Source organism: Streptomyces sp. NBC_00258, assembly GCF_036182465.1.
Classification (GTDB): Bacteria; Actinomycetota; Actinomycetes; order Streptomycetales; family Streptomycetaceae; genus Streptomyces.
In genome coordinates, this window is record NZ_CP108081.1 from 6,985,941 (window position 1) to 6,998,440 (window position 12,500).

Here is a 12,500-nt window from a genome sequence, read left to right on the forward strand (position 1 = left end):
GGGGGCGCCCCTTTTCACAAGGGGCGCCCCCACCGACGTATCCGAAGAAGCTAGTTCGCGTCCTCGCTGTCGATTCCCAGGCCGGGCAGCAGGCCCGGGAGGAGGGGCGGCAGGGTCACGTCCGGCTCTGCCGGTGGGGTGTTCCTGCCGGACGGGGAGGCGCTGGTCTCGTCCTCGGGCGGGTCCAGGAGGCCGCCGGTGTTGCCGCCGAGCAGGCCGTCGTCCTGGGTCTTGGACGTGGACGGCTTGGGCTTGCCGCCGCTGGACCCGGTGCCGTCGGACGAGCCGCCGCCGGTGGCGCTGGGGGCGGCCGGGCGGTCCGTACGGGACGAGCCGGTGGCGTCCGAGCTCGCGCCGCGGTGGCGGCCGGTGCCCTCCGGGGAGGGCGGCTGCGGGAGCAGCGAGCGCAGCGGCTCGACCTCTTCGTCTATGGCGTCGAAGACCGAGCTGACCTGGCGGCTGACGTCGCCGAGTTGCACGGGCAGCCGGTCGCGCAGGGCGCCCCAGGCGTCGCGGTGCGACTGGGAGAAGGCGGAGAGGGCCTGGATGGGGCCCAGGGAGTCCGGGTCCCGCTCATAGGCCTCGTGCAGCAGGCGGTGCCCCTCGGAGGCGTCGTGCTGCATGCCGGACAGCGCACGCCGGATCTCGCCCAGGGACTCGTGGTCGAGGGGCCCCGAACGGCCGCGCTCCATCAGGCGGCGCGCCTCGCTCAGCCGGGTGGAGGCCTGGTCGAGGTAGAGCCGGCCGCGGTCGCCCTCGCCGTCGGCCATGCCCAGCTTGAGGTCCTCCATGCCGCGCTTGAGCCCGTAGAGCGAATCACCGGGCAGGGCGTCGGAACTGGCAGCGGCGACACCGCTGAAGGCTCCGGCGGCCACACCGACGGTGAGCCCGCCCGCGGCGAGCCCCTTCGACAGCCGGGAACGCGGTCGCAACTTCCCCAGCCCGGTCGCCCGGTGCGCGCCCCGGCCCCGGTGGGAGCGCTGCTCGGGCACCGAAGGGTCCGCCGCCCCGCCCCCCGCGGCCGTGCCCTCCTGGAGCATGGCCTCCATCGCGGCCACCAGCTGTGCCCGCTGGACGACCTTGACCTCGGGGTCCAGCTCCGGTTTGGGCAGTTCGCCGAGGCCGGTCGCCAGGGACAGCATCCGGCCCTGCTCGGGCCGGTCCACGGCGGCCGGAGCAGGGCCTTCGGACTGCTCGGCCGCCGTGCCCCGGTCCGGCTGCTCTTCCAGGGCCTGGGCGAAGGCGTTCGCCCGCCGGTGCGCCGATACGTTCGCGATCACTGGCGGCACCTCCTCTCGTCATCACGGTCGACTCCCCAGGGGGTCCTGAGGGTTGCACACCCCGACCACGACCACTCGATCGAGTGATCGAAGTCGGCCAGGGTATGACCACAGGGAGCCTGTATCCCGCACAACGAGCGGCTCGGCACTTGGGTTACGGACGACGGATGATCGGACCGCGAAGTCAACGGACTTTCACGGACGGTGAGTTGGGCATCGCTGAGCGTATGGAGTCATACGGAGTCGTACGGAGAGGGGCGGGGCAGGGCCCGCCGTGTACGGGGTCTCAGCGGGCGTCTTCCGGGAGGAGCCGGGCCAGTGTGCGCACCGCCCGGTACTGGAGGGTCTTGATCGCGCCCTCGTTCTTGCCCATCACGCGGGCGGTCTCGGCGACCGAGAGGCCCTGGAGGAAGCGCAGGGTCACGCATTCCTGCTGCTGCGGGTTGAGGCGGCGGACGGCATCCAGCAGCGCCGCGTTCGAGAGGGACTCCAGGACGGAGTCCTCGGGGGAGCGCTCGACCTCGTTGGCGTCGAGCATCTCGCCGGTGGTCACTTCGAGCCGGAAGCGGCTCGACTTGAAGTGGTCCGCGACGAGGTTGCGGGCAATGGTGACCAGCCAGGCGCCGAAGTCACGGCCCTGCCAGGTGAACGTGCCGATGCGGCGCAGTGCGCGCAGGAACGTCTCGCTCGTGAGGTCTTCCGCGGTCGCCTTTCCGCCGACGCGGTAATAGATATAGCGGTACACAGTGTCGCTGTACTGGTCGTAGAGCCGGCCGAAGGCCTCGGCCTCACCGGCCTGTGCGCGCTCCACGAGGTCCATCATCCGGGCGCTGTCACTGTCTGCGGCCGGGCGGCGTGCGGTGGTGGCCGACGCGCTCGAACGACCTCGTCTGACCACCGCCGCGCTGCCGTCCGCCAGTGCGTAGCACGGGCCGACGGGCGCGACGGAGACAGCGAGGGCGGGGACGGCGTACGCGGTGGGGACGAAGCCGCGCAGGCGGTCGAGGACCGTTGCGCGCAGCGTAGCCAGGCCCGAGGCGTCAACCCCGACGTGTGGGTACACGGGACTCCCAGAGGCAGAGCTTCCATCACGTGCAGTACCGGACCGTTCACCCGTCGTAGCGAAGAGCGGGGCCCGTCATGCGTCTGAGGAGAATAACGCTTCGTACAGGCAGTGCTACACCCAGTTGCTCAAATCATCGATTACGTCGCTTCTGTTACCGAACGACGTCTCATCAAGTGCCTGAGAGTGACCGGTTGTTGATCGAATGATTCCGCGTTCCGTCTGAGTCCGGGGCGTGTTGTGGCCGGGTGCCGTTAACGGGACTGGCGGGGGCTCTGCGCGGGTAGGACAGCACGATTGCCCGCATGTCCGTGCGGGACGCCGCTGCTCAGCGGGTGTTCGAGGGGTGCCGGCGACGGTGTGTCAGCGACGGCGGCGGTGCAGGGCGATCGCGGCCGCCGTGCCGCCCGCGACCGCGCCGACGCCGGCCGCGGCGGGAATGCCGACCTTCGCCGCCTTGCGGCCCGTGCGGTAGTCGCGCAGCCGCCAGTCGAGCGTGCGGGCGTGCTTGCGGAGCTTGGAGTCCGGGTTGATCGCGTACGGGTGCCCGACCAGCGAGAGCATCGGGATGTCGTTGTGGGAGTCGCTGTACGCGGCGCAGCGGCCGAGGTCCAGGCCCTCCGCCGCGGCCAGGGCGCGTACCGCCTCCGCCTTGGCGGGGCCGTGCAGCGGTTCGCCGACGAGCTTGCCGGTGTAGACGCCGTCGACCGACTCGGCGACCGTGCCGAGCGCGCCGGTCAGGCCCAGGCGGCGGGCGATCACCGTGGCGATCTCCACGGGTGCCGCCGTGACCAGCCACACCTTCTGACCTGCGTCCAGGTGGGCCTGGGCGAGTGCGCGGGTGCCGGGCCAGATGCGCTCGGCCATGTACTCGTCGTAGATCTCCTCGCCGATCGACATCAGCTCGGAGACGCGGTGGCCCTTCACGATGGACAGCGCCGAGTCGCGGGCGTCCTGCATGTGCTCGGGGTCCTCGACGCCGGCCAGCCGGAACCAGGCCTGCTGCCAGGCGAACCGGTAGAGGTCGCGGGTCTCGAAGAACTTCCGCTTGTAGAGGCCGCGGCCGAAGTGGAACAGCGCAGCGCCCTGCATCACGGTGTTGTCGAGGTCGAAGAACGCGGCGGCCCTGTCGTCACCGACCACCGGGAACTCCGGTTCGGTGCCTGCGGGCGCGGCTTCGTGCGCGAGCTCCTCCAACTCCTGGGAGGACTTGCGCGCAGCCTCAGCCGAGGCCTCGCCTGCCAGCACGCTCCGCGCGGTGGCGGAGCGCCTACGGGGGGTGAGCCATCCGAGAGCGGCCATGGCGTGAGCATAGCCAGTTTGTTCGGTGGTTCCGGAGTCGGGAGGTTTGGAGGCTGTGAACTCTCCGCGACGCATTGTTAAAGAGCACATCCCCTCGGGAGCCTCTTCTGGTCGCTTCGCGGGGTGGTTGTGCCTCGGGTGCGGGTCCGTGGGGCTGGGCGCACAGTTCCCCGCGCCCCTGACGGGCGGGAGAATGGTTCGTATGAGCCCCATCTTTCGGCGTGGTGAGCGTCGTGCGGAGAAGAGCGTGTCGCCGGAGCGGCTGGTCACTTTGATCGGGAAGCCCGACTGCCATTTGTGCGAAGACGCACAGGAAGTCGTGGAGAAGGTCTGTGGTGATCTCGGTGTCCGCTGGGAGAAGAAGGACATCACCCAGGACGAGGAACTGCACCGCGAGTACTGGGAGCAGATCCCGGTGGTGCTGGTGGACGGGGCCCAGCACACGTTCTGGCGGGTGGACGAGGAGCGGCTGCGCAGGGTGCTCAAGGCGTAGCCGATGGGGCGGAGTAATGGAACCGTGGCCTGACCGAGGCGTCCAAAGGGGCCGGAAAGTCACTTAGGATCGAGGGCGGTTCGGACTCGGGGGCGGGGATCGTAGAGGAGAGTGTGCGGTTTTGCCCCCAACAAGTGAGGAACGAAGGTGCGTGTGCGCCGGTTCCGTACGGGTGCGCCGGGGGTGCGTGACCCCGGTCACGTTGGCCGGGCAAATCGGACACCATCTTTGTGCACGCGTTCACAAAGACATAGCCTGCATTCGACGGGGCGGTCTAGGTACGTGCGACCGCCTGAAGCCCCGCGCTACCCGCAGGAGCACCGTGGCAACTGGCCGAACTCACCGACCGGCGACCCGCAGCCGAGGGATTCCCGAGGCCACCGTCGCCAGGCTTCCGCTGTACCTCCGAGCCCTCACCGCTCTGTCGGAGCGCTCGGTACCCACGGTCTCCTCCGAGGAGCTCGCGGCCGCGGCGGGGGTCAACTCCGCCAAGCTGCGCAAGGACTTCTCGTACCTCGGGTCGTACGGGACGCGCGGTGTGGGCTACGACGTCGAGTACCTCGTCTACCAGATCTCCCGCGAGCTCGGCCTTACCCAGGACTGGCCGGTCGTGATCGTCGGTATCGGTAACCTCGGCGCGGCGCTGGCCAACTACGGCGGGTTCGCCTCGCGCGGGTTCCGTGTCGCGGCGCTGATCGACGCCGATCCCGAGATGGCCGGCAAGCCCGTCGCCGGGATCCCCGTGCAGCACACCGACGAGCTGGAAAAGATCATCGACGACAACGGTGTGTCGATCGGTGTCATCGCGACCCCCGCCGGCGCCGCCCAGCAGGTCTGCGACCGGCTCGTCGCCGCCGGTGTGACCTCCATCCTGAACTTCGCGCCGACCGTGCTGACCGTCCCCGACGGTGTCGACGTACGCAAGGTCGATCTCTCCATCGAGCTGCAGATCCTCGCCTTCCACGAGCAGCGCAAGGCCGGCGAGGAGGCCGAGGCGGCGATGGAGGCGGAGGCCGAGGCGGCCGCCGCGGCCAAGGAGGCCGGGAAAGGGCCCGACGGGGATGTCCCCGCCGTGATGCCGGCATGAGTCTTCTTGTCGTCGGGCTGAGCCACCGCAGCGCTCCGGTCAGCGTCCTGGAGCGGGCCGCGCTGTCCGCGGACGCCCAGATCAAGCTGCTCCAGGACACGGTCGCCGCCGAGCCGGCCGCCGAGGCCGCGGTGCTCGCCACCTGCAACCGGATCGAGCTCTACGCCGACGTGGACAAGTTCCACGCGGGCGTCGCCGAGCTCTCCACGCTGCTCGCGCAGCACAGCGGCGTCGGTCTCGAGGAGCTCACCCCTTATCTGTACGTGCACTACGAGGACCGGGCCGTCCACCACTTCTTCTCGGTGGCCTGCGGGCTCGACTCGATGGTCGTCGGCGAGGGCCAGATCCTCGGCCAGATCAAGGACGCCCTCGCCACCGCGCAGGAACTGCACACGGCCGGGCGGCTGCTGAACGACCTCTTCCAGCAGGCGCTGCGGGTCGGCAAGCGTGCCCACTCCGAGACCGGCATCGACCGGGCCGGGCAGTCCCTGGTGACCTTCGGCCTGGAGCAGCTGTCGTCCGGCGCCCCGGCCGACGCCTGGCTCAAGGGCAAGCGGGCCCTCGTGATCGGCGCGGGCTCCATGTCCTCGCTCGCCGCGGCGACGCTCGCGCGGGCCGGGGTGGCCGAGCTGGTCGTCGCCAACCGGACGTTCGACCGGGCGGAGCGCCTCGCGGCCCTGCTCGCCGAGCAGTACGGACAGCGCCCGGCGGAACAGGGCGACCTGGACGTGCTGGCCCGCGCGGTACCGATGGAATCGGTGCCGGGCGAGCTGACACGTGCCGATGTCGTCGTGTCCTGCACCGGCGCGACCGGGCTGGTTCTGACGGCGGACCTCGTGGCCGAGGCCGTCGAGGGACGCACGGGCGCGCCCGCCGTGGAGCGCGCCGCCGACTCCGCCGCCGTACGGTCCGGCCTTCCGCCCACCAGCGTCGGCAGCGAGGACGGCTGTCCGCTCGACCTGTCCGCCGTGCAGGGTTCCGCCGTGCAGGGGGCCACCGGTTTCTCCGTCATGGGGGAGGCCGCGGTGGCCGGTATGGACGCGGCCACCCTGGAGCAGCACGCCGCCTGGGTGGACAACGGGACGGTCGACCGTCGCGAGGGCCGCCGTACACCCGAGATCGACACCGAGGCCGTCGCCGCCCTCGCCGCCGCCGCGGCCGCCCTCGGGCGGGTGCCCGAGCGGCGCCGGCCCGAGCCCGTCGCCGAGGTGCCCCGGCCCCTGCCCGTGCTCTCCCTGCTCGACCTCGCCATGCCCCGCGACATCGACGCGGCCGCGCACCGGCTGCTCGGGGTGCGGCTGGTGGACATCGAGTCCCTCGCCGAGGCCTCCGCGGACGCCCCGATGGCCGCCGACGTCGACCAGGTGCGGCGGATCGTCGCCGACGAGGTCGCCGCCTTCGACGCCGCTCAGCGGGCCGCGCACATCACGCCCACCGTCGTGGCGCTGCGCGCCATGGCCGCCGACGTCGTGGCGAGCGAGATCGCCCGGCTCGACGGCCGGCTGCCCGGCCTCGACGACAAGCAGCGCGGCGAGATCACCCAGACCGTGCGACGCGTCGTGGACAAGCTCCTGCACGCGCCGACCGTACGGGTCAAGCAACTGGCCGCCGAGCCCGGCGGTGCCGGGTACGCGGACGCGCTGCGGACCCTGTTCGACCTGGAACCCGAGACGGTCGCCGCCGTCTCCCGGGCCGATGACAACAGCCCGGACGGCAACAGCCGGGACGAGGACAGCGCTGCCTTCGGCGGCCTGTACTTCGACCGCGAGAACTTCGACAGCAAGAACTTCGAGAGCGCCGAGAACCGAGGGCGAGCATGAATGGGCAAGCACTGAGACTGGGGACCAGGCGGAGCAGACTCGCCATGGCCCAGTCCCGGCAGGTGGCGGATGCCGTGAGCCAGGTGACAGGGCGATCCGTCGAGCTTGTGGAGATCACGACCTACGGGGACACGTCCCGCGAGCATCTCGCGCAGATCGGCGGTACGGGGGTCTTCGTGACCGCCCTGCGCGACGCGCTCCTGAGCGGTGAGGTCGACTTCGCCGTCCACTCCCTCAAGGACCTGCCGACCGCGCAGCCCGACGATCTGGTGCTGGCCGCGATCCCGGTGCGTGAGGACCCGCGCGATGTGCTGATCGCCCGCGACGGGCGCACCTTCGCGCAACTGCCCGACGGGGCGCGGGTCGGGACCGGCTCGCCGCGTCGCATGGCCCAGTTGAACGCGTACGCGCGGGACCACGGGACGACGATAGAGACCGTTCCGATCCGTGGGAACGTCGATACGCGGATCGGGTACGTGCGCAGTGGTGAGCTCGATGGTGTCGTGCTTGCTGCGGCTGGGATGAAGAGGATCGGACGGATCGAGGAAGTGACCGACTTCCTGCCCGTCGACACTGTTTTGCCCGCCCCCGGCCAGGGGGCCCTCGCGATCGAGTGTGCCGCGGACAACGCGGACCTCTTCGCTGCGCTCGCCGAGCTCGACGACCCGTTCACCCGGGCCGCCGTGACCGCCGAGCGGTCCCTGCTCGCCGCCCTGGAGGCCGGCTGCAGTGCACCTGTGGGTGCGCTCGCCGACCTTCTGGCCGACGGGCAGATTGTCAAGGAAATGCGCCTGCGCGGCGTCGTCGGCACGACCGACGGCTCGACGCTGGTGCAGTTGTCCACCACCGGTCCCGTGCCCGAGACACATGACCAAGCAATGGCGCTCGGCCGTGAACTCGCCGCCGAGATGCTTGCCAAGGGCGCGGCCGGTCTGATGGGGGAGCGAGCACATTGAGCCCCACCACCCTTCCCGCCGGCCTCGAACACGGGCACGTCACCTTCCTCGGTGCCGGACCCGGGGATCCGGGACTGCTGACTCTGCGCGCCGTCGAGGCGCTGGCGAACGCGGATGTCCTGGTCGCCGAACCCGAAGTGATCGACGTCGTCCGCACGCACGCCAGACGAAACGTCACCGTGCTCGACACCGAAACGGGGGCGAGCCCGGACACGCCTCAGCTAACGGTAGTTGACGGCACGTCAACTACCCCTGGCGTCCCCGCGTCGAAGGACGCGGCCAATATTGTCATGGAGGCCGCGCGCGGCGGCAGGCGGGTCGTCCGTGCCGTCTCGGGCGACCCCGGGCTCGACGCGTACGCCGCCGAGGAGATGCTCGCCTGCGCCGCCGCGGGTGTGCCCTTCGAAGTCGTGCCCGGTGTCGCCGCCGCTGTCGGTGTGCCCGCGTACGCGGGTGTGCCTTTGCGGGACGCCCAGGGTGCTGACGTGCGGTTCGTGGACGCCCGTACGGCGTCCGGGCGTTGCTGGACCGAGGTCGGGGCGTCCGACGGGACCGTTGTCGTTTCGGCGACTCTTGAGTCCGTGGGTGCTGCTGCGGGGGAGCTTGTCGCCGCGGGGCGTAAGCCCGATACGCCGATGACCGTCACTGTTGCCGGTACTACTACTCGGCAGCGGACCTGGGCCGCGACGCTCGGGACCATCGCGCAGACGCTGAAGCAGGCCAAGGTGCTGCCCTCGCCCGAGGGCGGGCGGCCGGTGATAGCCGTGGTCGGCGAGCGTTCCGCCGCCGCCCAGCGCGACCAGTTGTCGTGGTTCGAGTCCAAGCCGCTGTTCGGCTGGAAGGTGCTCGTGCCGCGTACGAAGGAGCAGGCGGCCTCGCTCTCCGACCAGCTGCGGTCGTACGGGGCCGTGCCGCACGAGGTGCCGACGATCGCCGTCGAGCCGCCGCGGACGCCTCAGCAGATGGAGCGGGCCGTCAAGGGGCTCGTGACCGGGCGGTACGAGTGGATCGCCTTCACGTCGGTGAACGCCGTCAAGGCCGTGCGGGAGAAGTTCGAGGAGTACGGGCTTGATGCTCGGGCTTTTGCCGGGATCAAGGTTGCCGCGGTGGGGGAGCAGACCGCCAAGGCGTTGATCGCCTTTGGTGTGAAGCCGGATCTGGTGCCGAGTGGGGAGCAGTCTGCGGCTGGGTTGTTGGAGGACTGGCCTCCTTACGATCCCGTTTTTGATCCGATCGACCGGGTGTTCCTGCCTCGGGCCGATATCGCCACGGAGACGTTGGTCGCCGGGCTGATCGAGCTCGGGTGGGAGGTCGATGACGTCACTGCCTATCGGACCGTGCGGGCCTCGCCTCCTCCTGCGGAGACTCGTGAGGCGATCAAGGGTGGTGGGTTCGACGCTGTTCTTTTCACGTCGTCCAGCACTGTGCGGAACCTGGTGGGTATCGCCGGGAAGCCGCACAACGTGACTGTCATTGCCTGTATCGGGCCTGCCACGGCCAAGACCGCCGAGGAGCATGGGCTGCGGGTCGATGTCATGGCTCCGGAGCCGTCCGTGCATCGGCTGGCCGAGGCGCTGGCCGACTTCGGGCTTCGTCGGCGGGCCGCGGCTCTTGAGGCCGGGGATCCTGTTACTCGGCCCAGTGAGCGGCGGCCGGGGTCCCGGCGGAGGCGTACCACGTAGTCGACGTAGGTGTGTGGCAGCGCGTCGCGGTCCCTTGGGGGAGTGCGGCGCGTTGTCGTGTGCGGTGCGGTGCGGTGCGGTGCGGTGTGCGTTGTTCTGGGGCGCGGGCCGTGCCGGTACGTCGAGCCCGCCGCCTCCGGGTGTACTGCTGCGGTTTTGAGGTTCCGCCTTTTTTGGAGGAGCCGTACGCGGCGGGCTTTCGACGTACCGGCACGGCCCGCTCCCGTGCGTACTTGGCTGCGGGTGCCGTTGTTCTCGTTTATGCCGCCGGGGGGACTGCGTGGCCGTAGCGGAGCAGGTTTGCCGGGTCGTAGGTGGCCTTGGTTCGTTGGAGGTGGGTGTAGACCTCCGGGGTCCAGGCTCGGGCTCGGTCTGCTTCGTTTCCGGGGGTGCCGTGGATGTTGACCATGGTGCGGCCCGTGCCATAAGGGGTCATGGCCTGCTGTAGGGCTGTTGTGGCTTGTTCTACTGCCTGTGCGGTTTTCGGGTCGGGCAGGATCGCGACCGATTCCAGGAAGTACGTGGCGTCCCGGGCGCAGACCGCGTCCTGTGTGGAGGCGGGGCGGGACAGCGCGCCTCCCATGTGGCGGAGTTCGACGAGGAGGAGGGGGCAGTCCGTGGCTGCCGGGCCCACCTGGTCGAGGAACGTGCGGATGGCCTCGGGGGTGAGGTCGTGGAGCAGGGCGCACGATTCCCTTGCGGGGAGCGGGTCCTCGGGTTCCGCGTAGATCTGGTCCACCGCCGTGTAGTCCATCGGGGCGATCGTGTCGATCACGGGTGGGGCCGCCTCGCGGATGGGGGTCAGGAGGCGTTCGCCCTCTGCTGGGTCGCCTGTCCAGGCGACTGCCACCCGGGACCAGAAGCCGCCTCGCAGGGGCTCCGGGATCTGGGGGAGCGGAGGGAGGCGGAGCAGGCTGAATGCCGTGCACATCTCCGGGGGGAGTGTGGGCGTCCAGGTCGCGTACGCGTTGAGGAGGGCCTCCGCGTCCGTGCCCGCGCAGTAGATCGCGCCGCCGAGGATGCGGGAGAGCGGGAGCAGCTCGGTGACGAGGGATGTTACGACGCCGACGTTGCCCTTGCCGCCGCGCAGGGCCCGGAACAGGTCGGGCTCGTGGGTCGCGTCGGTCTCGTGCAGGACTCCGTCGGGGGTCACCACCTGGAAGGAGCGGACCAGATCTGAGGCGTAGCCGTAGGTGCGGCCGAGGACCGGCAGGCCGCCGCCCAGCGTGTAGCCGATCACGCCGATGTCGGTCGAGGAGCCGTTGAGCGCGGCCAGGCCGTGGGGTGCGGCCGCCGCCAGGACGTCCCGCCATTTCGCTCCGGCGGACACCGTCGCGGTTCGTTCGGCCGGGTCGATCCGTACGTCCGTCATACGGCTGGTGTTGATCAGCAGGCCGTCGTCGATGGGGAAGTTCGCGCCGTGGCCCGTCGCCTGTACCGAGACGGGGGTGCCTGTCGCGGTCGCCCAGCGGAGTGCCGCGACGATGTCGTCGGTTCCCGTTGCCCCGATCACGATGTCCGGCGTGTGGCGCTGCGACAGGTTGAAGCCTGTGACCTCTGCCATGTAGGCGGCGTCGTCGGGTCTCAGGACCGGGCCCCGGATGTCCGAGAGGGCGAAGAGGTCGGTGGGGGTGTGGTGCGCGGTCGTCATCTCGTCCTCCAGCCCAGAGAGGCCGTCGGGGTCCTTGTTCCACCAGCTTGCGCCCGGGGCGTCCCGGGCGCATGTGGGGGCGGCAGGGGCGCGGGGGAGGGGCCGTGGCGCCGACTCCTCGTCGGCAAAGGTGGTTCTGGCGCGGGCGTAGCGTTGGTGTATGACTACGTACGGATCCTTCCCCGGCAGCCGGCCGCGGCGGCTGCGGACCACCCCCGTGATGCGGCGCATGGTCGCCGAGACCCGGCTGCATCCCGCCGACTTCATCCTCCCCGCGTTCGTGCGCGAGGGCATCAGCGAGGCCGTGCCCATCGCCGCGATGCCGGGCGTCGTGCAGCACTCCCGGGACAGTCTCAAGAAGGCTGCCGCGGAGGCCGTGGCGGCCGGGATCTCCGGGATCATGCTGTTCGGTGTCCCGGAGGAGTCCAAGAAGGACGCGGTGGGGACTCCTGGGACCGATCCGGACGGGATTCTGCAGGTCGCTCTTCGGGATGTGCGGGCCGAGGTCGGCGACGAGCTGCTGGTGATGTCCGATCTGTGTCTTGATGAGACCACTGATCATGGACATTGCGGGGTCCTGGACGCCGAGGGCCGCGTCGACAATGACGCGACCCTGGAGCGGTACGCCGAGATGGCCCAGGTACAGGCCGACGCCGGGGCCCATGTGGTGGGCCCCAGCGGGATGATGGACGGCCAGGTCGGGGTCGTACGCGATGCCCTCGACCAGATCGGGCGGGAGGACGTGTCGATCCTGGCCTACACCGTCAAGTACTCCTCCGCCTTCTTCGGGCCCTTCCGGGAAGCCGTCGCCTCCTCTTTGAAGGGCGACCGGAAGACCTATCAGCAGGATCCCGCCAATGTGCGTGAGTCCCTGCGGGAGTTGGCCCTCGATCTGGAGGAGGGGGCCGACATGGTGATGGTCAAGCCGGCCGGCCCGTATCTCGACATCCTCGCGCGGGTCGCGGACGCCGTGGACGTGCCCGTGGCGGCCTACCAGATCTCCGGTGAGTACTCGATGGTCGAAGCCGCCGCCGAGAAGGGGTGGATCGACCGGGACAAGGCGATCCTGGAGACGCTCACCGGGATCAAGCGGGCCGGTGCCCAGAACATCCTCACGTACTGGGCGACCGAGGTGGCGCAGAAGCTGCGCTGAGCCCCTTTGCTCA

At 70.3% G+C, this 12,500-nt stretch carries 10 protein-coding genes; 6 read left to right on the forward strand and 4 right to left on the reverse strand.

The annotated features are described in order from the left end of the window. Positions 1 to 50: 50 nt before the first annotated feature. The 3 genes from OG718_RS31115 to OG718_RS31125 form a co-directional block, all read right to left on the reverse strand. Positions 51 to 1,280: a DUF5667 domain-containing protein gene (locus OG718_RS31115; RefSeq protein ID WP_143644171.1), complete on the reverse strand. Its 1,230-nt coding sequence runs from the start codon at positions 1,278 to 1,280 to the stop codon at positions 51 to 53. A gap of 286 nt (positions 1,281 to 1,566) precedes the next feature. Further along, complete coding sequence (locus OG718_RS31120) at positions 1,567 to 2,343, reverse strand: ECF subfamily RNA polymerase sigma factor, BldN family (protein ID WP_143644170.1); 777 nt, start codon at positions 2,341 to 2,343, stop codon at positions 1,567 to 1,569. 363 nt (positions 2,344 to 2,706) lie between these two features. After that, positions 2,707 to 3,645, reverse strand: coding sequence for an HAD family hydrolase (locus OG718_RS31125; RefSeq protein WP_143644169.1), 939 nt, complete (start codon positions 3,643 to 3,645; stop codon positions 2,707 to 2,709). Positions 3,646 to 3,838: 193 nt separating this feature from the next. Here OG718_RS31125 and OG718_RS31130 point away from each other — a divergent pair, with 193 nt between their 5' ends. The 5 genes from OG718_RS31130 to OG718_RS31150 all read left to right on the forward strand — a co-directional run bounded on the left by OG718_RS31130 (position 3,839) and on the right by OG718_RS31150 (position 9,683). Then, a complete protein-coding gene (locus OG718_RS31130; RefSeq protein WP_328845743.1) occupies positions 3,839 to 4,138 on the forward strand; it encodes a glutaredoxin family protein in 300 nt (99 codons plus the stop codon). Between the two features lie 322 nt (positions 4,139 to 4,460). Further along, the gene (locus OG718_RS31135) at positions 4,461 to 5,225 is read left to right on the forward strand and encodes a redox-sensing transcriptional repressor Rex (protein ID WP_143644167.1); all 765 of its coding nucleotides are present in this window, start codon (positions 4,461 to 4,463) and stop codon (positions 5,223 to 5,225) included. Continuing rightward, on the forward strand, positions 5,222 to 7,045 hold the full coding sequence (locus OG718_RS31140) for a glutamyl-tRNA reductase (protein WP_143644166.1): 1,824 nt from the start codon (positions 5,222 to 5,224) through the stop codon (positions 7,043 to 7,045). The genes OG718_RS31135 and OG718_RS31140 overlap by 4 nt, the downstream gene beginning before the upstream one ends. Further along, the gene (gene hemC / locus OG718_RS31145; RefSeq protein ID WP_143644165.1) at positions 7,042 to 8,001 is read left to right on the forward strand and encodes a hydroxymethylbilane synthase; all 960 of its coding nucleotides are present in this window, start codon (positions 7,042 to 7,044) and stop codon (positions 7,999 to 8,001) included. Before OG718_RS31140 ends, hemC begins: the two co-directional genes overlap by 4 nt. Beyond that, positions 7,998 to 9,683: a uroporphyrinogen-III synthase gene (locus tag OG718_RS31150; RefSeq protein ID WP_143644164.1), complete on the forward strand. Its 1,686-nt coding sequence runs from the start codon at positions 7,998 to 8,000 to the stop codon at positions 9,681 to 9,683. The genes hemC and OG718_RS31150 overlap by 4 nt, the downstream gene beginning before the upstream one ends. Positions 9,684 to 9,942: 259 nt before the next feature. Here OG718_RS31150 and OG718_RS31155 read toward each other — a convergent pair whose 3' ends face one another. Beyond that, on the reverse strand, positions 9,943 to 11,334 hold the full coding sequence (locus tag OG718_RS31155; RefSeq protein WP_143644163.1) for an FAD-binding oxidoreductase: 1,392 nt from the start codon (positions 11,332 to 11,334) through the stop codon (positions 9,943 to 9,945). A 160-nt stretch (positions 11,335 to 11,494) separates the two neighbouring features. Here OG718_RS31155 and hemB point away from each other — a divergent pair, with 160 nt between their 5' ends. After that, positions 11,495 to 12,487, forward strand: a complete 993-nt coding sequence (gene hemB / locus OG718_RS31160; protein ID WP_143644162.1) for a porphobilinogen synthase — start codon at positions 11,495 to 11,497, stop codon at positions 12,485 to 12,487. The last annotated feature ends 13 nt before the right edge of the window (positions 12,488 to 12,500 follow it).

Bases quoted from the DNA above. Each gene is read 5' to 3' on its own strand.
- OG718_RS31125 (WP_143644169.1), bottom strand. From the start codon at position 3,645: ATGGCCGCTCTCGGATGGCTCACCCCCCGTAGGCGCTCCGCCACCGCG.
- hemC (WP_143644165.1), top strand. From the start codon at position 7,042: ATGAATGGGCAAGCACTGAGACTGGGGACCAGGCGGAGCAGACTCGCC.
- OG718_RS31130 (WP_328845743.1), top strand. From the start codon at position 3,839: ATGGTTCGTATGAGCCCCATCTTTCGGCGTGGTGAGCGTCGTGCGGAG.
- hemB (WP_143644162.1), top strand. From the start codon at position 11,495: ATGACTACGTACGGATCCTTCCCCGGCAGCCGGCCGCGGCGGCTGCGG.
- OG718_RS31140 (WP_143644166.1), top strand. From the start codon at position 5,222: ATGAGTCTTCTTGTCGTCGGGCTGAGCCACCGCAGCGCTCCGGTCAGC.
- OG718_RS31155 (WP_143644163.1), bottom strand. From the start codon at position 11,334: ATGACGACCGCGCACCACACCCCCACCGACCTCTTCGCCCTCTCGGAC.